This window comes from Arthrobacter zhaoguopingii, from assembly GCF_009828605.1.
GTDB classification, from domain to species: domain Bacteria; phylum Actinomycetota; class Actinomycetes; order Actinomycetales; family Micrococcaceae; genus Arthrobacter_D; species Arthrobacter_D zhaoguopingii.
Genome location: NZ_WIAE01000007.1, coordinates 1 through 22,187, shown reverse-complemented (window position 1 = coordinate 22,187; position 22,187 = coordinate 1). Strand labels below are relative to the sequence as shown.

The 22,187-nt window shown below is 68.1% G+C and carries 25 protein-coding genes; 18 read left to right on the top strand and 7 right to left on the bottom strand.

The window, feature by feature from the left end; translation table 11 throughout:
- Positions 1–53: 53 nt before the first annotated feature.
- Positions 54–1,559 (bottom strand): glucose-6-phosphate dehydrogenase, encoded by a 1,506-nt coding sequence (locus GVV77_RS10900; protein WP_159618261.1) that lies wholly within the window; start codon positions 1,557–1,559, stop codon positions 54–56.
- A 98-nt stretch (positions 1,560–1,657) separates the two neighbouring features.
- On the opposite strand from GVV77_RS10900, the gene ffh reads away from it, so the two are divergent.
- The 12 genes from ffh (at position 1,658) to GVV77_RS10840 (ending at position 10,585) form a co-directional block, all read left to right on the top strand.
- A complete protein-coding gene (gene ffh, locus GVV77_RS10895) occupies positions 1,658–3,238 on the top strand; it encodes a signal recognition particle protein (RefSeq protein ID WP_159618259.1) in 1,581 nt (526 codons plus the stop codon).
- Positions 3,239–3,322: 84 nt separating this feature from the next.
- Entirely contained in the window at positions 3,323–4,018 is a 696-nt protein-coding gene (locus GVV77_RS10890) for an alpha/beta fold hydrolase (RefSeq protein ID WP_159618257.1), read from the top strand.
- A gap of 72 nt (positions 4,019–4,090) precedes the next feature.
- A complete protein-coding gene (locus tag GVV77_RS10885) occupies positions 4,091–5,020 on the top strand; it encodes a VOC family protein (RefSeq protein ID WP_159618255.1) in 930 nt (309 codons plus the stop codon).
- A 130-nt stretch (positions 5,021–5,150) separates the two neighbouring features.
- Positions 5,151–5,552, top strand: coding sequence for a 30S ribosomal protein S16 (rpsP, locus tag GVV77_RS10880; RefSeq protein ID WP_159618253.1), 402 nt, complete (start codon positions 5,151–5,153; stop codon positions 5,550–5,552).
- A 1-nt stretch (position 5,553) separates the two neighbouring features.
- On the top strand, positions 5,554–5,799 hold the full coding sequence (locus tag GVV77_RS10875) for an RNA-binding protein (protein WP_120165341.1): 246 nt from the start codon (positions 5,554–5,556) through the stop codon (positions 5,797–5,799).
- A gap of 118 nt (positions 5,800–5,917) precedes the next feature.
- Positions 5,918–6,526, top strand: coding sequence for a ribosome maturation factor RimM (gene rimM, locus GVV77_RS10870; protein ID WP_159618251.1), 609 nt, complete (start codon positions 5,918–5,920; stop codon positions 6,524–6,526).
- Positions 6,526–7,323 carry a tRNA (guanosine(37)-N1)-methyltransferase TrmD gene (gene trmD / locus GVV77_RS10865; protein ID WP_159618249.1) on the top strand — a complete coding sequence of 266 codons (798 nt, stop codon included), beginning with the start codon at positions 6,526–6,528 and terminating at the stop codon, positions 7,321–7,323. Before rimM ends, trmD begins: the two co-directional genes overlap by 1 nt.
- A 206-nt stretch (positions 7,324–7,529) precedes the next feature.
- Positions 7,530–7,889, top strand: coding sequence for a 50S ribosomal protein L19 (gene rplS, locus GVV77_RS10860; RefSeq protein WP_120165344.1), 360 nt, complete (start codon positions 7,530–7,532; stop codon positions 7,887–7,889).
- Between the two features lie 10 nt (positions 7,890–7,899).
- Positions 7,900–8,571, top strand: coding sequence for a signal peptidase I (gene lepB / locus GVV77_RS10855; RefSeq protein WP_425483357.1), 672 nt, complete (start codon positions 7,900–7,902; stop codon positions 8,569–8,571).
- A 91-nt stretch (positions 8,572–8,662) separates the two neighbouring features.
- Positions 8,663–9,526 (top strand): signal peptidase I, encoded by an 864-nt coding sequence (lepB, locus tag GVV77_RS10850; protein WP_159618245.1) that lies wholly within the window; start codon positions 8,663–8,665, stop codon positions 9,524–9,526.
- Complete coding sequence (locus tag GVV77_RS10845; protein WP_159618243.1) at positions 9,526–10,251, top strand: ribonuclease HII; 726 nt, start codon at positions 9,526–9,528, stop codon at positions 10,249–10,251. The genes lepB (GVV77_RS10850) and GVV77_RS10845 overlap by 1 nt, the downstream gene beginning before the upstream one ends.
- Before the next feature lie 7 nt (positions 10,252–10,258).
- Entirely contained in the window at positions 10,259–10,585 is a 327-nt protein-coding gene (locus GVV77_RS10840) for a DUF2469 domain-containing protein (RefSeq protein ID WP_120165348.1), read from the top strand.
- Positions 10,586–10,661: 76 nt separating this feature from the next.
- On the opposite strand, the gene GVV77_RS10835 is transcribed toward GVV77_RS10840, so the two are convergent.
- The gene (locus tag GVV77_RS10835; RefSeq protein WP_159618241.1) at positions 10,662–10,874 is read right to left on the bottom strand and encodes a hypothetical protein; all 213 of its coding nucleotides are present in this window, start codon (positions 10,872–10,874) and stop codon (positions 10,662–10,664) included.
- Between the two features lie 221 nt (positions 10,875–11,095).
- On the opposite strand from GVV77_RS10835, the gene GVV77_RS10830 reads away from it, so the two are divergent.
- The 6 genes from GVV77_RS10830 (at position 11,096) to GVV77_RS10805 (ending at position 16,884) form a co-directional block, all read left to right on the top strand.
- Complete coding sequence (locus tag GVV77_RS10830) at positions 11,096–11,452, top strand: YraN family protein (protein ID WP_159618576.1); 357 nt, start codon at positions 11,096–11,098, stop codon at positions 11,450–11,452.
- A complete protein-coding gene (locus GVV77_RS10825; protein WP_159618239.1) occupies positions 11,453–12,991 on the top strand; it encodes a YifB family Mg chelatase-like AAA ATPase in 1,539 nt (512 codons plus the stop codon).
- Positions 12,988–14,178, top strand: coding sequence for a DNA-processing protein DprA (gene dprA, locus GVV77_RS10820; RefSeq protein ID WP_159618237.1), 1,191 nt, complete (start codon positions 12,988–12,990; stop codon positions 14,176–14,178). Before GVV77_RS10825 ends, dprA begins: the two co-directional genes overlap by 4 nt.
- Positions 14,179–14,488: 310 nt before the next feature.
- A complete protein-coding gene (locus GVV77_RS10815; RefSeq protein ID WP_201293216.1) occupies positions 14,489–15,160 on the top strand; it encodes a methylated-DNA--[protein]-cysteine S-methyltransferase in 672 nt (223 codons plus the stop codon).
- Positions 15,161–15,198: 38 nt separating this feature from the next.
- Positions 15,199–16,152, top strand: a complete 954-nt coding sequence (locus GVV77_RS10810) for a tyrosine recombinase XerC (protein WP_159618574.1) — start codon at positions 15,199–15,201, stop codon at positions 16,150–16,152.
- A 228-nt stretch (positions 16,153–16,380) separates the two neighbouring features.
- On the top strand, positions 16,381–16,884 hold the full coding sequence (locus GVV77_RS10805) for a DUF3145 domain-containing protein (RefSeq protein ID WP_159618233.1): 504 nt from the start codon (positions 16,381–16,383) through the stop codon (positions 16,882–16,884).
- Positions 16,885–17,036: 152 nt separating this feature from the next.
- On the opposite strand, the gene fabF is transcribed toward GVV77_RS10805, so the two are convergent.
- The 5 genes from fabF to GVV77_RS10780 form a co-directional block, all read right to left on the bottom strand.
- Positions 17,037–18,272: a beta-ketoacyl-ACP synthase II gene (gene fabF, locus GVV77_RS10800; RefSeq protein WP_159618231.1), complete on the bottom strand. Its 1,236-nt coding sequence runs from the start codon at positions 18,270–18,272 to the stop codon at positions 17,037–17,039.
- Between the two features lie 120 nt (positions 18,273–18,392).
- Positions 18,393–18,638: an acyl carrier protein gene (locus tag GVV77_RS10795; RefSeq protein ID WP_120165357.1), complete on the bottom strand. Its 246-nt coding sequence runs from the start codon at positions 18,636–18,638 to the stop codon at positions 18,393–18,395.
- Between the two features lie 79 nt (positions 18,639–18,717).
- On the bottom strand, positions 18,718–19,785 hold the full coding sequence (locus GVV77_RS10790) for a beta-ketoacyl-ACP synthase III (RefSeq protein ID WP_159618229.1): 1,068 nt from the start codon (positions 19,783–19,785) through the stop codon (positions 18,718–18,720).
- Positions 19,782–20,744: an ACP S-malonyltransferase gene (locus tag GVV77_RS10785; protein WP_159618227.1), complete on the bottom strand. Its 963-nt coding sequence runs from the start codon at positions 20,742–20,744 to the stop codon at positions 19,782–19,784. The genes GVV77_RS10790 and GVV77_RS10785 overlap by 4 nt, the downstream gene beginning before the upstream one ends.
- Before the next feature lie 93 nt (positions 20,745–20,837).
- Positions 20,838–22,091, bottom strand: a complete 1,254-nt coding sequence (locus GVV77_RS10780; protein WP_159618225.1) for a PucR family transcriptional regulator — start codon at positions 22,089–22,091, stop codon at positions 20,838–20,840.
- Between the last annotated feature and the right edge of the window lie 96 nt (positions 22,092–22,187).

Sequence of the window (22,187 nt, the reverse complement as noted above, 5' to 3'; positions counted from 1 at the left end):
CCGGTCCGCGGTCGGACCGGCCGGCGGGTCCGCGCGTCGGGCCGCGCCCGCCTTCAGTCGGGCAGTACGGGGGTTTCGAGCGTGGTGTCGACCTTCGAGGTCTCCCACGCCTCCGGGCCCTGGGAACCTGCAGGGTATTCCTCGAGCGGCACTTCGTTGGCGGCCCAGGCCGCCAGGACAGGCTCGACGATGCGCCAGCAGTCCTCTGCGATGTCGCTGCGCACCGAAAGCGTCGGGTCCCCGGAGAGTACCCCGTCAAGGACCTCCCCGTAGGGCAGCAGATCGGTTGCGTTGAGCTCCGCCGTCAGGGTCGCGCGGTCCAGCGAGAACATGTCGCCGGGCCCGTTGACGTCCAGTTCAAGCTGCAGCGTGTCGGGCCCGAAGCCGATCCGCAGACGCGTCGGGGTGTCCATTCCCTTGAACCCGTCCGGGATATGGTTGACGGGCCTGAACGTGATGAGGGCTTCCTTGCGCTTCATCCCCAGCGCCTTGCCCGACCGGAGGATGAACGGCACACCGGCCCACCGGTCATTGTTGATCGAAACCACAACCTCCGCGAGCGTCTCCGTCCCCAGGGAGCCGTCGACTCCGGGCTCCGCCGTGTAGTCGGGCACCTCACGGCCCTTGATGCTGCCGGCGGTGTAGCGGGCGCGCCGGCTGCTGCCCGGATGGCTCAGATCGATCGAACTGGCACGCAGCACCGACCCGATATGGTCGCGGAGGTCGCGCTCATGGAGGGTCGAGGGGGCGTTGAGCGCCAGCAGGGCCATGACGTGGAGCAGGTGGCTCTGGATCATGTCGCGCAGGGCGCCGGCGCGGTCGTAGTAGCGGGCGCGGTTCTCCAGCGCCAGATCCTCGTCGAAGATCACCTCGACCTTTTCGATGTGGAGGTTGTTCCACACCGGCTCGAGGATGCGGTTCGCGAAGCGCATGCCCAGGATGTTGAACACCGTGGCTTTGCCGAGGAAGTGGTCGACCCGGTGGATGTTGTGCTCGGGCACAAGTCCCGCGAGGTTGACGTTCAGTCGGTGGGCCGACTCCTTATCGGTGCCGAACGGTTTTTCCATGACGAGCCGCGTCTCCGCGGGCAGTCCATTGGGAGCGGCGGCGGCGGCCGCGCAGGCGAGCTGGCTCACCGTCGGGGGAAGGGCGAAGTAGATCGCGACGGGACCTTCGAGGGAGGCGACGAGCTCGGTGAGCACACCTCCGGCCGTGACGTCGGCGTGGTGGTAGGTGCTCGTGTCCCGCACCTCCTGCAGGGCCCGCCTGCCCTGCTCACCGCTTGCCTCCATCGCCGCCGCGAACGATTCGTCGATCCGGGCACGCCACTTTTCGTCGTCCCAGGGATCCGACCCGGCCCCGACGAGGGAGAGCCCCTTCGCCCGGCCGGTACGGATCAGCCGGGCGAGTCCGGGCAGCAGGAGCCTGCCGGTGAGGTCACCGGAGGCACCGAGGATCAGGAGCGTCCGGACGCGCTTATCGGTTGTTGAGGCAACCGTTCCAGGTTCTGTAAGGGAAGAAGTATTCACCCCTACACCCTGCCACTTTCGGGCGCTCATGTCTCGCGTGCGGGGGCCCGGCGGACCCGCTTCCGCAGCCTCCTTGATACCCTTGAGGTTGAGTCTTTCCAACCTCCGATGAAAGTAGTTCACGGCCTGTGTTCAATTCACTCTCCGACCGGTTGACCGCGACGTTCAAAAACCTCCGCGGCAAGGGGCGCCTGACCGAAGCTGACATCGACGCGACGGTCCGGGAAATCCGCCGTGCCCTGCTTGACGCCGACGTCGCCGTTCCCGTGGTGCGTGCCTTCACCGCCAGCGTTAAGGAACGCGCACTCGGGCTCGAGGTGTCCCAGGCCCTGAACCCGGGCCAGCAGGTCGTGAAGATCGTCAATGAGGAACTTGTGGGGATCCTCGGAGGGGAGACCCGCCGGATCCGGCTGGCCAAGACGCCGCCGACGGTGATCATGCTCGCCGGCCTGCAGGGCGCAGGTAAGACCACCCTGGCCGGAAAGCTCTCCAAGTGGCTCAAGGGCCAGGGCCACAGCCCCCTGCTGGTGGCCGCCGACCTGCAGCGCCCGAATGCTGTGCGCCAGCTTCAGGTCAACGGAGAGCGCGCCGGCGTCCCGGTGTACGCACCGCACCCGGGGGTCAGCTCCGAATTCGAGGCCGCCACCGGGGACCCCGTCGCCGTCGCCCGCCAGGGCGTGGCCGAGGCCCGCACCAAGCTCCACGACGTCGTCATCGTTGACACCGCCGGACGGCTCGGTGTCGACGCCGAACTGATGCAGCAGGCCGCGGACATCCGCGCCGCCATCAGCCCTGACGAGGTGCTCTTCGTCATCGACGCCATGATCGGCCAGGACGCGGTGAACACCGCGCTCGCGTTCAACGAAGGCGTCGACTTCACCGGCGTCGTGCTGACCAAGCTCGACGGCGACGCACGCGGCGGTGCCGCTCTCTCGGTCGCCTCGGTCACGGGCAAGCCCGTCATGTTCGCCTCCACCGGCGAGGGCCTCGGGGACTTCGAGCTGTTCCACCCCGACCGCATGGCCTCACGCATTCTCGACATGGGCGACATTCTGACCCTGATCGAGCAGGCCGAGCAGTCCTGGGACAAGGACGAAGCGGCGCGGATGGCGAAGAAGTTCGCCGATCAGGAGGACTTCACCCTCGACGACTTCCTGGCCCAGATGCAGCAGATCCGCAACATGGGCTCGATGAAGAAGATGCTCATGATGATGCCCGGCGCCGCCGGCATGCGCGAGCAGCTCGAAAACTTCGACGAGCGCGAGATCGACCGGGTCGAAGCGATCGTCCGGTCGATGACCCCGCACGAGCGCCTCGCGCCGAAGATCATCAACGGTTCCCGCCGTGCGCGCATCGCCCGCGGTTCGGGCGTGCACGTCTCCGAGGTCAACGGTCTGCTTGAGCGGTTCGGCCAGGCCCAGAAGATGATGCGCAAGATGGCCTCGGGCGGCGGTATCCCGGGCATGCCGGGAATGGCCGGCCCCGGAGGGTTCGGCGGCCAGCGCAAGAAGGCCGCCGCGGCCAAGGGCAAGAAGAAGGCCCGCTCGGGAAACCCCGCGAAGGCCGCCCAGGAACTCGCGGCAGCCGAGGCGAAGCGCAGTGCGGCCCGCAGCGCCGCACCGACCGGTGCAGCGTTCGGAAACGCCGGTGACTTCGACCCGGCGTCGCTGAACCTGCCCAAGGGCTTCGAGAAGTTCCTCGGCAAGTAGGAACCGGACCCGGGCCGCGGCGGTCCGGCCCTGCCGGCACCGCCGGCGGGCCGGGGCGCGGGCGGACGGCAACAGATTGGCAGCATGACGCAGGAACGCATTGTCTTCGTCCATGGCAGCAGCTCATTCGGGGCGGCCGCCTGGCCGCGGCAGCACGGATTGGCCCTTAACTACGACTGCCTCTTCCTGCGCCGGCACGGCTTCGACGCCGAGGCTGAGCCACTGCCGACCAACCACGGTGAGGATCAGCGCATCATCACTGAGGCGCTCGGGGACGGCGGCCACCTGGTGGCCCATTCCCAGGGCGCGATCTCGGCAATGATCACCGCGGTCGAGCGGCCCGACCTGATCCTTTCGCTCACCCTGATTGAACCGGCCTGCCTGTCGCTCACCGCCGACCTGCCTGTCACGGCCGCCCATATCGAACTCGTCACCCCCCTGTTCGAGCAGCGCGGCGAGCTCTCCGACGAGCAGTTCCTCCAGCAGTTCGTCCGGCTGCTCTATGCGGCCGAGGCCGAGCAGCCCACCACCGAGGACGAGCGCCGCAGCGCACGGCGCCTGCGGCTGCAGGCCCCGCCGTGGACCGCGCCGCTGCACATCGTCCCGGGTGTACCCACCCTGGTGCTGACCGGAGGCTGGGAGCCGCTGTACGAGGAGGTCGCGGGCTACCTTGCGGGCACCGGGGCCGTCCACCGCGTCACTCCCGGAGCCCACCGCCCCCACGACACCGACGAAGGGGACCGGGTGGTCCGGGACTTTCTGCGCTCGTCCGCTGCCTGACCTTCCGGCCGGGGAATAAGTTGAAGCTTCAAGTGTTATACCACCAGAGGCTTTCAACCCGAGGAGGAGACCATGCCCATCGATCTGCTGCCGCAGAACACCGGAATGGCAACCGTCACGCTCAAGGTCGGCAACCTGGATGCCATGGCCCGCTACTACACCGACGCCCTTGGCCTCGAGCAGCTTGCCGGACCCGACGGCCGTGACCCGGCCGGGCTGTACCTGGGGCGCGGGTCCACCCCGCTGATCCACCTCGCCCCGGCCGCCGGGCTCCGCCTTCCGGCGCCGACGGAGGCGGGCCTGTTCCATACCGCCCTGCTGTTCGGCAGCCGGACGGATCTCGCGGCCACGGTGGCCAGCGCCGCACGCCATCCGGACAGCCGGTATGTCGGAAGCGCCGACCACCTCGTCAGCGAGGCGTTCTACTTCACCGACCCCGAAGGCAACGGGGTCGAACTGTACTTCGACAAACCGCGGACGACGTGGCAGTGGACCGGCACCGGCCCGTCCCGGAGCATCATCATGGACAACCGGGCCCTGCCTCCGGCTCAGTACCTCACCGACCACCTGACCGAAGCGGCCGCCGGCGGGCTGCGGAAGGCCGGCGCCGGCGTCGGGCACGTCCACCTCCAGGTCGGGGACATCGACACCGCGCAGGCCTTCTATGTCGATACGCTCGGCTTCGAGCGCACGGCGGGCTGGCACGGGCAGGCACTCTTCGTATCCGCCGGCGGCTACCACCACCACATGGCGATGAATGTCTGGAACAGCCGCGGGGCCGGGCCGCGGCAGGACACCCTGGGGCTCGGCGAGGTCCTCATCACCGTGCCGGCCGCCGACGACGTCGACGCACTTGCGGACCGGCTGCGGTTCGCGGGCATCGAGCGGCACTCGACGGGGGTGGAACTGCGCTTCCGCGACCCGTGGAACAACAGCATTAGGGTCGTTGGAGGCGCGCCCGCCGCAGGAATCGCCCAAACACCCCACCGTCTGGCACAATAGATTCGTACTCGATCCGTGCAGCCCCTCTCTCTGTGCGTGAATTGTGTCCTTTGAACCCCTCCGAATGGCCCGCCCCACGGGAGCAGGATGACGGGTTCGCCCCTTTCATTATCAAGGAGTGACCACACAAGTGGCCGTAAAGATTCGCCTCAAGCGCATGGGCAAGATCCGCGCACCCTTCTACCGTGTCGTCGTCATGGATGCGCGCGCCAAGCGTGATGGCCGTGCCCTCGAGGAAATCGGTAAGTACAACCCCACCGAGGAGCCCTCGTTCATCGAGATCAACTCCGACCGTGCGCAGTACTGGCTCGGCGTCGGCGCCCAGCCGACCGAGCAGGTCTCGGCACTGCTGAAGATCACCGGTGACTGGCAGAAGTTCAAGGGCCTCGAGGGCCAGGAAGGCACTCTGCGGACCAAGGCACCCAAGGAAGCATTCGTTGCTCCCGAAAAGGGTTCAGTGATCGTCCCCGAGGCCATCACCCCCAAGGCCAAGAAGGCCGACGAGGCTGCGGAAGCACCCGAGGCCGAGTAAGTTGCTTGCTGAAGCGCTGGAGCACCTCGTCCGCGGCATCGTGGATCACCCGGACGACGTCCAGGTGTCCGCAAAGAGCAACCGCCGCGGCGAGACCCTCGAAGTGAGGGTCCACCAGGAGGACCTGGGCCGTGTCATCGGCCGCCAGGGCCGCACGGCACGCGCCCTGCGCACCGTCGTTTCAGCACTTGCGGACGGCGAGCCGGTCCGGGTCGACGTCGTCGACACCGACCGCCGGCACGCCTGAGCCCGCACCCCTGCTTTACCGTTCGGCCCCTCACCAACAGATGGTGATGGGGCCGAACCCATTTGGCCAAGAATTTTTCCACCCCCGATGTCCCTCACGGGAGCGCAGGAGCAGCACCATGGAAGTACTCGTCGCAAGGATCGGCAAGCCCCACGGAATCCGGGGTGAGGTCACCGTCCAGCTGTTCACCGACGCGCCTGAGGACCGCTTCGAGCCCGGGGCGGTCTTCAGGGCCGAGGGCATCGCGCTGCCGGAACTGACGGTGGCCAAGGCCCGCTGGAACAAGGACACGCTCATCGTTGCCTTCGAGCAGGTGCCCGACCGCAATACGGCCGAGACCCTCCGCGGCGGAACCCTCTTCATCGACAGCGACACCACCGACGATGAGGACGACGACGCCTGGTACGAACACGAACTCGTGGGACTCGACGTGCGCCATGAGGGGAACGTCGTCGGGAAGGTGACGGCACTTCGCACCATGACCGTCCAGGACCTGCTCGTCGTCGAGCTCGCCGACGGCCACGAGGTCCTCGTTCCGTTCGTCGGAGAGATCGTCCCCGAGGTGAACCCCGAGGAAGGGTTCGTCACGGTGAACCCGCCCGCCGGCCTGTTCGAGCTGAACCTGCCCGGCTCCAACTCGGCGCCGGATGACGGCGAGGACGAGCTGGACGGCGGGGTCAACGGATTGCCCGACGAAGCGACCCGGGCGGCCGGGGAAGGCCGATAGTGCGCGTCGACGTCGTCACGATCTTCCCGGAGTATCTGGCGGCCCTCGATGTCTCCCTGATCGGCCGTGCCCGGAAGGACGGCCTGCTCGATGTACACGTCCACGACCTGCGGGACTTCACCGTCGACAAGCACCGCACCGTTGACGACACCCCATACGGGGGCGGCGCAGGAATGGTCATGAAGCCCGAACCGTGGGCGCTTTCGCTTCTCTCGATCTCCGAGCAGAGTCCGGCGGGCGCGCGTCCCCTCCTGGTGGTGCCCTCACCCGCCGGGACGGTGTTCAACCAGGCTCTGGCCCACGAGTTCGCTGCGCGCGAGCACCTCGTCTTCGCCTGCGGCCGCTACGAAGGCATCGACGAGCGCGTGCTGGACTGGGCGTCGGAGTCCTTCGACGTGCTGCCGGTCAGCCTCGGCGACTACGTCCTCAACGGGGGAGAGGTGGCGGTGCTCGCCATGGTCGAGGCCGTCGGCCGCCTCATCCCCGGCGTCGTCGGCAACCCCGCATCCCTCGTCGAGGAGTCCCATGCCGACGGGCTGCTCGAATACCCCGTCTACACCAAGCCCTCCTTCTGGCGCGGCCGCGGCATCCCACCCGTGCTGCTCAGCGGCAACCACGCGAAGATCGCCGAGTTCCGCCGCACCGAGCAGTTCCTCCGCACTGCCGCCCGGCGCCCGGACCTGCTGGACGCCATCGACGTCCCCTCGCTCACCGCGGCCGACCGTAGCGCCCTGGCCAAGGCGGGCATCGACATCGTGGACGGGCGGCTCGTACCCCGCCCGGACGCCGCAGATTAGCCCCTGCCTGTTCTCTATGGAATAATTGGGGCTTGTGCCTGCTGGGCCCGCCCCTGCCACAGGGGGAGCGCAGCCAACAGCTCGGCACGCCGGCCCCGGGTAGCGGTGCAGCCGGCTAACTCTCTTCGGCGGTAATTGCCTGCTTCACCGGCCTTGACCGCTGCGACCAACGTGAATGACCTGTGGCGTTCACCAGGAGTATAAAGATGCATATTCTCGACTCGGTCGACGCCGGTTCACTCCGGAACGACATCCCGGACTTCCGCGCCGGCGACACCATCAACGTCCACGTGAACATCATTGAAGGCAAGAACACCCGTGTTCAGATCTTCAAGGGCTTCGTTCTCGGACGCCAGGGTGACGGCATCCGCGAAACCTTCACCGTCCGCAAGGTCAGCTTCGGTGTGGGTGTGGAGCGTACCTTCCCGGTTCACTCCCCGGTCCTCGACAAGATCGAGGTCGTCTCCAAGGGTGACGTGCGCCGCGCCAAGCTGTACTACATGCGTGATCTGCGCGGCAAGGCAGCCAAGATCAAGGAAAAGCGCGATCCCAAGACGGTCAAGTAACCCGTTTTTGGTGCGGAAAGACAAAGCTCCCGGGCCCGCGGCCCGGGAGCACACAAAACGCCGGTCTCCTGTGTGGGGCTGGCGTTTTGTGCTACCGGTCCTGATTCTCGCCATCGTGCTCACCTCCGTCCTGCGGGCGCTGGTCATCGACGTGTTCTTCATTCCGTCGGCCTCGATGGAACCCCTGCTGCGCCAGGGCGACCGCATCCTCGTCAGCAAAAGCGCCTTCGGCGACCGGCCGATCCAGCGGGGCGACGTGATCGTCTTTGACGGACGCGGGTCCTTCGATCCGATCAGCGATCCGCGCAGTACGGCCCAGAAGGCCGCAGGGATGGTGGGGCAGTGGCTTGGGCTGCGCGGGTCGGATACCGTCTACGTCAAGCGGGTCATCGGCGTCGGCGGCGACCAGGTGAAATGCTGCGGGGAGGATGGCCGGGTGAGCGTCAATGGAAGGGCCCTCGACGAGCCGTACATCTCCGCTGGCGACGCGCCCAGCGAGACTCCCTTCGACGTCACCGTTCCGGAGGGTAGGTTGTGGGTGATGGGTGATCACCGCTCCGAATCGGCCGATTCGCGCGCACTGCTCGGCGCTCCGGGCGGCGGATTCGTGTCGGAGGAGCGCGTCCTGGGGCGGGCGGAGCACCTGGTGTGGCCGCTGGACCGGGCCGGCGCCATCGAATGACCGGGGGAGGGCGTTGAGCGGAACGCACCAGAGATTCACCAGGAACAGAACGGCAGCTCCACCGCCGGCCAAGATGCAGAGGAATTCCTAAATGCCACGACGCTTCCACTGGAAGTCGGCCGCCCGAGCCGGCGGCCCGCAGCCGGCCGGTGCCACCCCCGCCGGACCCGACGCCGTACCCGCCGACGGCGCAGCGACGGGCCCGGAGGCTGCCGGTGCTGGATCTTCTGCCGGTGCAGGGTCCAGGGCCGCAGCGAAGGATTCCGGCGGAAAGGGCGGCGGCTTCCTCGGCTGGCTCAAGGAGATCGCGACGATCGTCGTCATCGCCCTCGTCCTGTCCTTCCTGATCAAGACCTTCCTCTTCCGGGCCTTCTTCATCCCCTCGGGGTCGATGGAGAACACGCTGCAGATCGACGACCGGATCTTCGTCAACCAACTCGTGCCCGAGCCCTTTGCCCTCGAGCGCGGGGACGTCGTCGTGTTTCGGGACACCGAAGGCTGGCTCCCCGAAGCGGCGGCCGACTCCGACACCAGCTGGCTCAGCGAAGCGCTCGTGTTCGTGGGGCTCGCCCCGGACGAGTCGCAGCAGCACCTCGTGAAGCGCGTTATCGGGCTCGAGGGCGACCGGATCGTATGCTGCGACGCCGACGGGCGCATCACCGTCAACGGGGAACCGCTCGACGAGCCGTACCTCTTCCCGGGGGCCGCGCCGTCCGACACCCCCTTCGACGTCACCGTCCCCGAGGGCGAGATCTGGGTGATGGGGGATCACCGCAACGCCTCGGCAGACTCGCGGGCCAACCAGGACAAGGACGGCGGGTTCATCGACGTCGACGCCATCGAAGGCAAGGCCTCCGTCATCGCCTGGCCCCTCGGCAACGCCTCCGTCCTCGACAGCTACCCCGAGGTGTTCGAGAACATCCCCGCGCCGGCCGAAGGCGCATCGGGGAACTGATGGCCTCGGTCCGCACCGCCCGTTCCAAGGCACCGACGCTGTCCTTCGAGCGCACCTTCACACAGGCCGGCCACCGGTATGTTGCAGGGTGCGACGAGGTGGGCCGCGGGGCCCTCGCCGGTCCCGTCTCGGTGGGCCTGGTGGTGATCGACCTCGATGCGGCTCGGGGACTGCGCGGGGTGCGGGACAGCAAACTCCTTTCGGCCGGCGAGCGGACCGCCCTGGTGCCGCGGATCCGTCGCTGGGCCGCCGCCTACGGCGTCGGGCATGCGAGTGCGGCGGAGATCGACGCCGACGGGCTGATGGCCGCCCTCCGGGCGGCGGGCAACCGGGCGTGGGAGCAGGTCTCGGCGACCGTCCGGCCCGACGCCGTCATTCTCGACGGCAACCATGACTGGCTCTCGGCGGGCGGCCAGGGCAGCCTCTTCGACACCGGACCCGAGCCCACCGGCTGCGACTCGCCGGTCACCACCCGCATCAAGGCCGACCTCGACTGCCTCAGCGTGGCGGCCGCGAGCGTTCTGGCCAAGGTCGAGCGGGATGCCCTGATGACATCGCTGGCCCGGGAGCACCCGGAGTACGGCTGGGAGGTCAACAAGGGCTACGCGACGGCCGCCCACCGGGCCGCCATCGACGGCCGCGGACCAACCAACTACCACCGCCGGTCCTGGCGGCTGGGAAGCACCGAACGGCCGGGAGTCCCCGGCCTCGAAATTGGGGGATGATGGATTCATGAGCGCCGAAGATCTTGAAAACTACGAAACCGACATGGAGCTCCAGCTGTACCGGGAGTACCGCGATGTCGTGGGTCTCTTCAGCTATGTCGTCGAGACCGAGCGGCGGTTCTACCTTGCGAACCACGTCGACCTGCAGGCACGCTCCGCGGACGGTGAGGTCTACTTCGACCTCACCCTGCAGGACGCCTGGGTGTGGGACGTGTACCGGTCGGCGCGCTTCGTGAAGAACGTCCGGGTCATCACGTTCAAGGACGTCAATGTCGAGGAGCTCTCGAAGTCGGACGACCTCGCTCTGCCCAAGGACGGGCCGCTGGGGGGCTAGTCTTTCAATTCTGGCGGCCGCGCCCGTCCTTGGGCGGCGCGCCCGTCCGCAGCGCCGGGCCGACCCTCAGCCGCGGCTATTCCTCGTCGCTGTCCCGCGGGTACTCCGAATCGGAATCCTCGGGCAGGTCGACCGACTGTTCAAGGACGTCGGCTTCCGAGCCACCGTTTCCTACGGCGAAAACTCCGGCGCCGGCATCATCCTCGCCGCTGTCCGCAGCGACCGGGGCCCGCTGCTCAAGCTGGTCCGCCTCCGACCCTTCGGCCGTCCTGTCTTCGATGGGTGTCATTGCTGGTCCCTCCTCGTGCGCGGTTGATGAGCCGGTTTTATAGCATGCGAGCTTACTCGCCTTCGAGCTTCATGGCGCCGGTCAACTGCATTCTTCCTTGGCGTAGCTCTGGCTTGCCCGCTGGGCCGCAGCCGACCCGGACCGACGGGTTATCCACATAGCGGCTACAGCGGGTCGGATTCACTCGGGAACCTCCCATGCTGGTGGTGGAGGTGGCGTCGATGGCGGCGAAGGATGACCTGGGACGGCGCGGCGAGGCGGCCGCTGCGGAGTTCCTTGAAGCGCGGGGGCTGCAGGTGGTGGACCGGAACTGGCGCTGTCCCACCGGGGAGATCGATCTGGTGGCGGTGGATGGAGCGACCCTGGTCATCGTCGAGGTCAAGACGCGCAGCTCCCAGGATTTCGGGCACCCGTTGGAGGCGATCAGCACGGCGAAGCTGGAGCGGCTCTATGTGCTGGCCTCCAAGTGGGCCCGGGCGCACCGGCAGCGCTTCGCCGGCTTCCGCGTTGATGCCGTGGCCATCCTCGATGACGGTGCGGGCACTCCCCAGATCGAACACATCCGGGCGGTGATCTAGGTGGCGCTGGGCCGCACGTACTCGGTCGCGTTGGTAGGGCTCAACGGCTACATCGTGGAGGTCGAAGCCGACATCGGCCAGACCCTGCCGGCGTTCGTCCTCCTTGGCCTGCCTGACGCGTCCCTGAATGAGGCGAAGGACCGGATCCGGGCGGCCGCACGGAACGCCGGGGTTCCCCTCACCCGCCGCAAGATCACCGTGAACCTCGTCCCGGCGTCGCTTCCCAAGCGTGGTTCCGGTTTCGACCTTGCTATCGTGATGGCGGCGCTGGCTGCCGCGGGAGACGTTCGGGGCTGCGGACGCACGGTGTTCCTCTCCGAACTCGGCCTGGACGGGCGCCTCCGCCCCATCCGAGGCGTCCTTCCGGCGGTCATGGCGGCCGTATCCGCAGGATACAGCGACGTCGTCGTGGCCGTCGGCAACCGCGCGGAGGCCGCACTCGTGCCGGGCGCCGCGGTATGGGGTTACCGTTCCCTTGCCGAGGTGCTTCTGGCATACGGTGCCGATCCTGCTGCCGTGCAGTCGCTCAGTGGAAGTGAGCCCGAGCAGCAGGAGGCGGACCCTGCCCAGCCGGAAACCGGAGCGCAACGCGATCTTGCGGATGTTGCAGGTCAGGCTGAGGCACGGTTCGCCCTGGAGGTCGCTGCCGCCGGCGCCCATCACCTGATGATGGTTGGTCCACCCGGTGCTGGAAAGACGATGCTCGCCGAACGGATGCCCGGCATCCTGCCCGACCTTGATGACCAGCACGCCATGGAGGTCACGGCCATTCACTCACTCAGCGGTACGCCGTGCAATACCCTTCGGCGGCGGCCGCCCTTTGAGAGCCCCCATCACACGGCGACGGCGGCAGCCATCATCGGAGGTGGGAGTGGCATACCGCGACCCGGGGCGGCCTCCCGCGCGCACCGGGGCGTGCTGTTCCTCGATGAGGCGCCCGAGTATGAGCGGAGGGTGCTTGAGGCCCTGCGTGAGCCGCTCGAGAGTGGCTCCCTGGTGCTCCACCGGTCTGCTGGAACGGCGGCCTACCCCGCCCGGTTCCAGCTCGTGCTCGCCCTCAACCCGTGCCCGTGCGGCCTGGCCTCGGGGAAGGGTACTGAATGCCAGTGCACGGCACAGCAGCGCCGGCGCTACTTCAACCGGCTGTCCGGTCCCTTGCTCGACCGCGTCGACCTGCAGCTTGCCGTTAACAGGGTTGCATTGAACGACTATGTCAGTGGGACGGCAGGGGAGAGCAGCTCCGCCGTTGCCGCTCGGGTACACGCGGCAAGGAGCGCCCAGGCTCAGCGGCTTTCCCGCTGGGGATGTTCAACCAATTCCGAGATTCGAGGCCGGATCCTACGGGATGAACTCCGTCTGCCGCGCGGGGTAACCGCAGCGTTGGACAAGGCCCTGGAGCGCGGCCTGGTCAGCGCCCGAGGCTGGGATCGGGTGCTGAAGGTCGCCTGGACCGTTTCGGATCTCGCCGGACACGTTCGCCCCGACCCTGACGACGTGTCGGTGGCGCTGGGCTTTCGTCTGCAGGAGCGTGCCGCATGAACGCCGCCCAGGAGAGCAGTACCGCGATCGCGCGCGCAGCGTTGTCACGGCTGTTCGAACCTTCGGATGCCGTCGGGCTCGCCCTGGTGGCCGCGGCCGGTCCTCTTGATGCACTCCGCATTGCCACCGGAGGTTTGAGAGCGTCCGGCGACCTGAGGCAGGAGATCCAGGAGCTGCTCGCGCCGGGCGACAGCCGGGGCCACCTGCTTGACCGCGCGCTCGAACGCTGGGCACCCCGCCGGAACGATCTGGCCCCCGAGCGTGACCTCGCGACCCTGGCTCGATTCGGCGGGCGCCTGCTGACCCCTGAAGCGGAGGACTGGCCGGCCGCCCTTGAGGACCTCCAGCTTGCAGCACCGGTGTGCCTGTGGGTCCGCGGACCGGCTGAGGTACCCCCGCTCCAGCGGATGGTGGCGCTCGTGGGATCCCGCGACAGCACCAACTACGGTGTCTCGGTCACGGCCGAAATAGCATCCGGCCTGGCCATGAAGGGCCTCACCGTTCTCTCCGGCGGCGCCTACGGCATCGATGCCCAGGCCCACCGCGCGGCGCTGGGGACCTCAGGGACGGCCCAGCCTCCGACGGTCGCCGTCATGGCCTGCGGCGTGGACCGCTACTACCCGGCAGGCAACGAGGAACTGCTGCGCACCGTCGCGCGGGATGGACTCGTCATCTCGGAGGTTCCGCCGGGTTCTTCCCCTACCCGATGGCGCTTCCTGGCGCGGAACCGGCTCATCGCAGCCTTGGGTGCCGCGACTGTTGTCGTGGAGGCCCGGTGGAGGTCTGGTGCCCTCAACACTGCCCACCACGCCGCCGGGCTCGGGCGCCCAGTGGGAGCCGTCCCGGGCTCGGTCTACTCAGCAAATTCCGCTGGCTGCCACCGGCTCCTCCGGGACGGCAGCGCCATCTGCGTGACGGATGCGTCCGAGGTGGCTGAGCTCGCTGGTCCACTCGGGACCCACCCTGAGACCGAGGTGTCCGTTCCGTCCAGCGACCACGATGGACTGGCCGTCCAGGACATCCTCCTGCTCGATGCCCTCCCGCTGAGGATCTACTCCTCCATCGACAAGCTCGCCTCAGTGGCCGGGCTCGGATCACGGGACGTCCTAGCCGGGCTGGCGCGCCTCGAGCTCGCAGGCCTTGCCCTCCGCGGCCCGGACGGGTGGAGGCGGGCACTGAAATCCTGACTGAAGAAACCGCAAAAAACCTGCACCTCAAGAAGAACGAGGAGAATCTGCTATGAGACAGCATTACCGCATTGAAAGTCCTATCGGCGGCTTGATTCTTGTGGCGGCACAAGGCGGCCTCGTCGGCGCCTACCACGAACGGCACGACCCGCAGCCCGGAGTGGTGCTGCTGGGGGAGCCCTGGCAGGGACACCGGCCGGCTCACCAGGGTGCCGGACACCCGAAGGCAGGGGCCCCACCAGGCAGCGAGCCGAGCGCTGCCGCCGGCACGGAATCGAGCGGAATCGTACCAAGGGAGCACGGAGGCTCTATGGGAAGGGATGCGGGCGTAGTCCTGCTCGACGCAGCCCGACAGCTCGAAGAGTACTTCGCAGGAGCCCGGCGCTCCTTCCAACTGCTGCTTCTCCCAGCAGGCACGGGATTCCAGCATCGGGTATGGGCCGCCGTCGCTCGAATTCCCTACGGTCAGACACGCACCTACCGAAGCATCGCCGCGGCACTGGGTAACCCCGCCATGGGCCGGGCCGTCGGTGCCGCGGTACGGGCGAATCCCCTGTCGATCCTCATCCCCGGCCACCGGGTCGTTGCGGGAAACGGGGCGCTCGCGGGCTATGCGGCTGGGATCGACGCCAAACGGTTCCTGCTTGACCTCGAAGGAGCGGCCGTTTCGGAGGGGGTCAAAGCAGCATGGAGCGCTGCCGGGGAAGTAGGTAATCCAGGGATCGCGGCCGGGCCGGTCATCGCAGGGGAAAGTGCGACTGTCATTGGCGGAGAGAGCACGGCGACAAGCCCAGCAGAAAGCAAGGCGCCCGTGGCCGGGGAAACTGCGGGGGGCGCTGCGGCGCAGGGTTCGGCCCTGAGAGCTATGGCGGGAGCGGGCCCCTCGGGGGGCGCCGCCGGGCGAGGGAGATCCACCAGAAAACAAAGGGACCTCGTGGCCGGAGCGCCTGTTGGACGCGGTCACCAGGAAGGAGCAGAGTAGAGGTCCGAGAACTGTACAAAGCCGGAAGGGAGCTGGACATCGCTGTCTCGAAGACTCCCTCAGGCAAGCCCCCGGCCGACCTCGCACCGTCGTTCGCCGACGCGGTCGACAGGTACAGGCGGTACCTTGAGGCCGAACGGAACCGCTCGGAGCACACGGTCCGGGCCTACCTGACCGACCTCGAACTGCTGCTGGGCTTCGTCCAGGGCCGGGGCACCGAACGACTTGAGGACGTCGAGCTCAGCGACTTCCGGGCGTGGCTGGGGTCGCTCGACAGTTCGGGGCTGGCCCGCTCAACCATCGCCCGCCGCGCGGCGACGGCCCGCAGCTTCATGGCCTGGGCCGAGCGCGAAGAACTGATTTCGGTCAACCGCGCCCTCCGGCTGCGGGCGCCGAAACGGGAAAAGTCGCTGCCCCACGTCGTCACCCGAGCCCAGCTTGACTCTATCTTCGCCTCCCTGGAGGAGGCGGCTGCGGCGGGGGAGGGAGGCGCCCTTCAGGCCCGGGCCATGGTCGAACTCCTCTACGGCACCGGCATCCGCGTCGGAGAGCTGACCGGACTGGACATCGACGACCTCAACACCGAGCGGCGCACCCTCACGGTGCTCGGCAAGGGCAACAAGGAGCGGACGGTTCCCTTCGGAGTGCCTGCGGCCCACGCGCTGGATGACTGGCTGCGGCGCGGCCGCCCCCAGTTCTCCACAGCAGCCAGCGGACCGGCCGTCTTCCTCGGCCGCCGCGGCGGCCGGATCGACCAGCGCGCGGTGCGCAGCATCGTCCAAAAACTGTTCGCCGCGCTCGGCGGAACTTCGGCCTCGGGGCCGCACGCCATCCGCCACAGCACGGCCACACACCTCCTCGACGGCGGCGCTGATCTTCGGGCAGTGCAGGAAATTCTCGGCCACAACAGCCTTGCCACCACCCAGATCTATACGCACGTCTCGGTGGACCGGTTGCGCCGGAGTTACGAGCAGTCACATCCCCGCGCATGATACGTCCGGTGGAACGGAATTAAGGGGCTCGCCGGAAAGCAAGTAGTTTTTACAATTCCCTGAGTAGTTACAGTGGCGCTCCGGTGAGTTGTACGGCACAATGATTCCTAGTTAGTCATCCGGCACACTGCACATAGGGCAGTGTCGTCAAAGCACACGCAAAGCTGCACCGTTTCATCTGCCATGCAGGTCGTTGGGGAAGACGTACCTAAAGCTATGGAGGATGGAATGTCTGTTGTGATGGCCCGCGGTGTTTTGTACGTGCACTCAGCCCCTTCCGCGTTGTGCCCTCATGTCGAGTGGGCCATTGGGTCGGTGCTCGACAAGCGGGCCGACCTGGACTGGAGGCCTCAGCCGGCCGCGCCCGGAATGCACCGCGCCGAGCTCGCCTGGTCCGGCCCCCAGGGGTCGGGAGCGCAGCTTGCCTCGGCACTGCGCGGCTGGGCGCACCTCCGCTACGAGGTCACCGAGGAGCAGAGCGCCGGAGTTGACGGCGGACGCTGGTCCCACACCCCCGAGCTCGGCATCTTCCACGCCACCACCGACGTCCACGGGAACATCATGGTTTCCGAGGACCGCATCCGCTACGCCTACGAGGCAGGCGCGGGCGATCCTTCGGCCGTCTACAACGAGCTGTCCCTAGCGCTCGGCGAATCCTGGGACGAAGAACTCGAGCCGTTCCGCCATGCAGCCGAAGGCGCTCCCGTCCGCTGGCTCCACCAGGTCGGCTAACAGGCACGCTGCAGCGGCCAGCCAGGCATCCGCCGGGCATCGGGCATCGGGCACTCAAGCCGAAGCCCGGCCGCAATTCCACAACACAAAAGTCCATAGCACAAAAGAAGGGCACCCCCGGATGGGGGTGCCCTTCTCTCGTGCTAGCGGGGCTAGACGTTCCGAATGACGACGACGGCGTTGTGGCCGCCGAAGCCGAACGAGTTGCTCAGCGCGACAATGTCTCCGTCGGGAAGCTTGCGCTCGGAGGTGACGACGTCGAGGGGGATCTCCGGGTCCTGGTTCTCCAGGTTGATCGTCACCGGAGCGCTCCGGTCGTACACGGACATGACGGTCATGACAGCCTCGACGGCACCCGAGGCGCCGAGGAGGTGGCCGGTCTGCGACTTGGTGGCCGAAACCGCCACGTTGCCGACGTGCGAGCCGAGCGCTTCCTTCAGCGCAATGTACTCGGGCTTGTCACCGACCGGCGTGGAGGTGGCGTGGGCGTTGACGTGGACGACGTCCGAGGGCAGGGCCCGCGCGTCGAACAATGCGGCCTTGAGGGCGCGGGTGGCGCCCAGTCCGCCCGGGTCCGGCGCGGTGATGTGGTACGCATCGGCGGTGACGGAGGTGCCGGCCAGTTCGCCGTAGATGCGGGCGCCGCGGGCGAGGGCGTGCTCCTCGGCCTCGAGCACCAGGGCGCCGGCGCCCTCACCCATGACGAAACCGTCCCGGTTGAGGTCGTAGGGCCGGGAGGCGTGCTCGGGGTCGTCATTGCGCCGCGAGAGGGCCTGCATTGAGGCAAAGGCGGCCATCGGCATGGGGTGGATCGCCGCCTCGGCGCCGCCGCACATCACGACGTCGGCCTTGCCGGAGCGGATCAGTTCGAGGCCTTGGTGGAGGGCTTCGGTGCCCGAGGCGCAGGCCGAGACGGGGGTGTGCGCGCCTGCGCGCGCTCCGATGTCGAGGCTGACGGCGGCGGCCGGGCCGTTGGGCATCAGCATGGGCACGGTCATCGGCAGGACGCGGCGGGGGCCCTTGTCGCGCAGTGTGTCCCAGGCATCGAGCAGGGTCCACACTCCGCCGATGCCGGTGGCGAAGGCAACGGCCAGGCGGTCCGGGTCGACCTCTTCAATGCCGGAGTCGCGCCAGGCTTCCCGGGAGGCGACAACGGCGAACTGGGTTGAGGGATCCATCCGCTTGGCCTCGACGCGCGTGAGGACGTCGGTGGCCGGTGTGGAGATCTGGGCCGCGAACGTGACGGGCAGTTCGTACTTCTGGACCCAGTCGGCCTCGATGGTGTGAGCACCGGAGACACCCTTGAGGGCGTTCGCCCACATGGTGGGCACGTCACCGCCGATGGGCGTTGTCGCACCGAGGCCGGTGATGACTACTTTGCGGGGCATGGGGTCACTCTTTCAAAGCGTTGGGTCGGTTCACGCCTTCCGGCGGGAACCCAGGGTGTGGGCGGCTGCCTCCGGCGCTCGGGCCGGAGGCTGCCGCCGTCGCTCCTCGCGGAGCAGGTGCTACGCCTGCGCGCCGGCGATGAAGGTGACAGCGTCGCCTACGGTCTTGAGGTTCTTGACTTCCTCGTCGGGGATGCGGACGCCGAACTTCTCCTCGGCGTTGACGACGATGGTCATCATGGAGATCGAGTCGATGTCGAGGTCGTCCGTGAAGGACTTATCCATCTGGACGGACTCGGGAGCGAGGCCCGTTTCCTCGTTGACGATCTCGGCCAGACCGGCCAGGATTTCTTCGTTGTTAGCCATAGTGGCTCCTTTTCTGTTACTGCCGGGCTGTCCCGGCGTGGTTGGGTCAAACCGCCGTTGGCAGTTTGGGCGTGGAAAGTCAGGGAAGGACGACGACCTGGGCGCCGAAGACAAGCCCGGCTCCGAAACCGATCTGCAGGGCGAGCCCGCCGCTCAGTTCCGGCTGTTCCTTCAGCAGCCGGTGCATGGCCAGCGGAATCGACGCAGCGGAGGTGTTCCCCGCATCGACTATGTCACGGGCCACGCTCACGTGTTCGGGAAGCTTCAGCTGCTTGACCATCTCATCGATAATACGGATGTTCGCCTGGTGTGGCAGGAAGGCCGCGAGGTCGTCGGCAGTGATGCCCGCCGCGTCGAGTGCCTGCTGGGCGACCTTGGCCATCTCCCACACCGCCCAGCGGAAGACCGTGGGGCCGTCCTGGCGCATGGTGGGCCACAGGGAGGCCTGCTCCGCGGCGGGGTCGGCGGCTTCGTCGTCGCCGTCCGAAGCGGCGAGGGCGCCGAGGGAGTAGTCGCGGATGTCAATGAGGGACCGGGTCATGCGGATCGACTCGTGCTTGCTGCCGTCAGAGCCCCACACCGACGGGCCGATGCCCGCAGTGGTCGACGGGCCGACGACGACGGCGCCCGCGCCGTCACCCAGCAGGAAGGAGATGGTGCGGTCGGAGTTGTCGATGAAGTCCGAGAGCTTTTCAACGCCGACGACCAGGACGTACTCCGCCGTACCGGCGTGCACGAGGGCGTCGGCCTGCGCGATCCCGTAGCAGTAGCCTGCGCAGGCCGCGGAGATGTCGTACGCCGGGGCGGGGGTCGCACCGAGACGGTCCGCGAGCTGCGCGGACGCCGAGGGAGTGGCGTAGGGGTGGGTCACTGTGGAGACGAGCACCCCGCCGAGCTGCTTCGCGTCGATGCCGGCGTTGGCCAGGGCCTCGCGCGCGGCCGCCTCGGCCATGTCGATGACGCTCACGTCGCGTGGAGCGCGGTGCCGGGTGACGATGCCCGTGCGCTGGCGGATCCATTCGTCGGAGGAATCGATCCACTGGACGACGTCGTCATTGGTGACGATTACCTCGGGCCGGTACGCCCCGACGCCGTGAATGCGGGTGTAGTCGCGCAGGGGGGCCTGCTGAAGAGCCGGAGTGCTCACTGATGTCCTTCTGCCAGGGATGAGTCGGTATCCAGGAGACGCGAATGCTCGTCGATGAAGGCGCGGGCCGCGTCGAGGTCCTCCGGAGATTTTACGGGCAATGCGGCCGTACCGCGCATTCCGCGTTTCGCCAGCCCCGTCAGGGTCCCCGCCGGGGCGAGCTCCAGCATGCCGGTCACCCCCATTTCCTGCATTGACGCCATGCACAGATCCCACCTGACCGGGCGTGACACCTGGGCGATGAGGCTGTCAAGGTTCGCCTCGCCTGTGCTCACCGGCTGCCCGTCGTAGTTGGAGAGCAGAGTCGGCAGGGGTTCGGCAGGGGTGAGCGAGGGGCGCAGGGCCTCAAGCGCGGTCACGGCCGGGGCCATGTGCGAGGTGTGGAACGCGCCGGCGACCTTCAGCGGGATCACCCGGGCCTTGGCAGGGGGATCGGCGGCGAGGGCGGCGAGCTGCTCAAACGTCCCGGCGGCCACCACCTGGCCGCCGCCGTTGGCGTTCGCCGCGGTGAGGCCGAGCCGGTCCAGGACCTGCGCGACGTCGTCGGGATTGCCGCCCAGGACGGCGCTCATGCCGGAGGGCACGGCCGCGGCGGCCTCGGCCATGGCGGTGGCACGGACGCGGACGAAGGCGATCGCATCGGCCTCGGTGAGTGCGCCCGAGATGGCGGTGGCGGTCAGCTCACCCACCGAGTGGCCCGCCACGACGGTCCCGGCGGTCATTGGGCGGTTCTCGAGGAGCACCCGGGCCGCGACCAGCCCAGCGGCAACAATCAGGGGCTGGGCGACGGCGGTGTCCTTGATGGTGTCCTCGTCGGAAACCGTGCCGTGCTTGACCAGGTCCACGCCGGCCTGGTCGCTGAGGAGGGCGAGGTGACCGGCGACGCCGGGCAGTTCAAGCCACGGGCTGAGGAATCCTGGCGTTTGGGACCCCTGGCCGGGGCAGGCGATTGCGAGCACGTTTCCAGCTTTCCAAATCGGCGGTGCTTTCTCGGGTGTTTTGTCTAACCAAGCTGCGGCGGACGCTTTGTAGGAACTCTACAAGGTCCAGCCCTAACCGGACCGGGTCGGCGACCGCTCCGGGGAGGTCTTGGGGGGCTGATAGAGCCGCCCGACGACCAGGGCCGTCTGCAGGACAAACGCCTCCCGGGGGAGCAGCGGGTCCCATCCGGTGACGTCACAGACCCGGCGCAGCCGGTACCGAACGGTGTTGGCGTGGACGAACAGCGCACGTGAGGTGGCCTCGAGGGAGTGCCCCAGCGTCAGGTAGGCGGAAAGGGTCTGTTCAAGGCCGTTTGAGGCGTTGATCAGCGGCAGGTAGATGTTGTGGACCAGGGCCTTCCGCGCCGAGTCGTCACCGGAGACGACGCGCTCGGGCCAGAGGTCCTCCGCTGACACCGGCCGGGGCGCGGTCGGCCATGCCTTTGCGGCGGTGAGGCCGGCGAAGGCGGCCTGCGCGGAGCTGCTCGCCGCGACGAGGGACTCCGCTTCCGGGCCGTACACCACCGGCCCCGGCCCGAACAGTTCGCTGAGGCGGGCGTAGGAGGCATCGCGCTCGTGCACACCGCCGAGGACCAGGATGAGCCGGTCGCCCTGGATACCGACGAGGGTGTCCTCCGCCAGCCTCCCGGTGACGCGCCGCAGTTCGTTGAGGAAGCCGGCGTTGGGTTCGGGTGGGGCGCTGCCCACCATCACGGTGATGCGGCCGGTGGCGTTCCACCCGACCGCGGCGATGCGGGAGCGCAGGGCATCGGAGCTTTCACCGCGCAGGATTGCATCGACCACAAGGGCCTCGAGCCGGGTGTCCCAGGATCCGCGCGTCTCGGCGGCTCGGGCATAGACGTCGGCGGCGGCGAAGGCGACCTCGCGGGAGTAGCGGAGCACCGCCTCGCGCAGCGGTGCCTGATCGGCCGGCGGCGCCAGGAAGGGCACCTGGTCCTCGACCACCTGGACCACGACGCGGATCAGCTGGAGCGCCTTCTGCAGGCTGATCGAGCGTGTCAGCTCCGTCGGGGCGGTGCCGAAGACATCGCTGAGCACCCAGGCCGGGGAGACGGGCCGCTGGTACCAGTTGACGAAGGAAGCGATGCCCTTCTGGGCGACCATGCCCAACGCCGAGCGTTCGTCGGGGCGCAGCCCGCGGTACCAGGGGAGGTCGGAGTCGAGCTGCTTCAGGGTGGCCGTGGAGAGGGCCCCGATCTTCGAGCGCAGCCGCTCCACGGTGTCGGGATCCGGCGGTGCCGCCGATGACCCTCTGGCGGCCCCGGCGGTCCGGGGCGGGGAAGCAGGGCTGTCGGGGAGCGGCATGAACCGAGCATACGGTTTTCCCCCAAGAAGCTCCATTTTGTGGGACAGCTACAAAGAAAGTGCTTAAACGCAACGGCGGGCGGTGGACTTGCGTCC

Coding starts and splice junctions, on each gene's coding strand:
- GVV77_RS10900 (WP_159618261.1), bottom strand. CDS start 1,559: ATGAGCGCCCGAAAGTGGCAGGGTGTAGGGGTGAATACTTCTTCCCTT.
- GVV77_RS10890 (WP_159618257.1), top strand. CDS start 3,323: ATGACGCAGGAACGCATTGTCTTCGTCCATGGCAGCAGCTCATTCGGG.
- GVV77_RS10885 (WP_159618255.1), top strand. CDS start 4,091: ATGCCCATCGATCTGCTGCCGCAGAACACCGGAATGGCAACCGTCACG.
- rimM (WP_159618251.1), top strand. CDS start 5,918: ATGGAAGTACTCGTCGCAAGGATCGGCAAGCCCCACGGAATCCGGGGT.
- rplS (WP_120165344.1), top strand. CDS start 7,530: ATGCATATTCTCGACTCGGTCGACGCCGGTTCACTCCGGAACGACATC.
- lepB (WP_159618245.1), top strand. CDS start 8,663: ATGCCACGACGCTTCCACTGGAAGTCGGCCGCCCGAGCCGGCGGCCCG.
- GVV77_RS10845 (WP_159618243.1), top strand. CDS start 9,526: ATGGCCTCGGTCCGCACCGCCCGTTCCAAGGCACCGACGCTGTCCTTC.
- GVV77_RS10840 (WP_120165348.1), top strand. CDS start 10,259: ATGAGCGCCGAAGATCTTGAAAACTACGAAACCGACATGGAGCTCCAG.
- GVV77_RS10835 (WP_159618241.1), bottom strand. CDS start 10,874: ATGACACCCATCGAAGACAGGACGGCCGAAGGGTCGGAGGCGGACCAG.
- GVV77_RS10830 (WP_159618576.1), top strand. CDS start 11,096: ATGGCGGCGAAGGATGACCTGGGACGGCGCGGCGAGGCGGCCGCTGCG.
- dprA (WP_159618237.1), top strand. CDS start 12,988: ATGAACGCCGCCCAGGAGAGCAGTACCGCGATCGCGCGCGCAGCGTTG.
- GVV77_RS10815 (WP_201293216.1), top strand. CDS start 14,489: ATGGGAAGGGATGCGGGCGTAGTCCTGCTCGACGCAGCCCGACAGCTC.
- GVV77_RS10805 (WP_159618233.1), top strand. CDS start 16,381: ATGTCTGTTGTGATGGCCCGCGGTGTTTTGTACGTGCACTCAGCCCCT.
- fabF (WP_159618231.1), bottom strand. CDS start 18,272: ATGCCCCGCAAAGTAGTCATCACCGGCCTCGGTGCGACAACGCCCATC.
- GVV77_RS10795 (WP_120165357.1), bottom strand. CDS start 18,638: ATGGCTAACAACGAAGAAATCCTGGCCGGTCTGGCCGAGATCGTCAAC.
- GVV77_RS10780 (WP_159618225.1), bottom strand. CDS start 22,091: ATGCCGCTCCCCGACAGCCCTGCTTCCCCGCCCCGGACCGCCGGGGCC.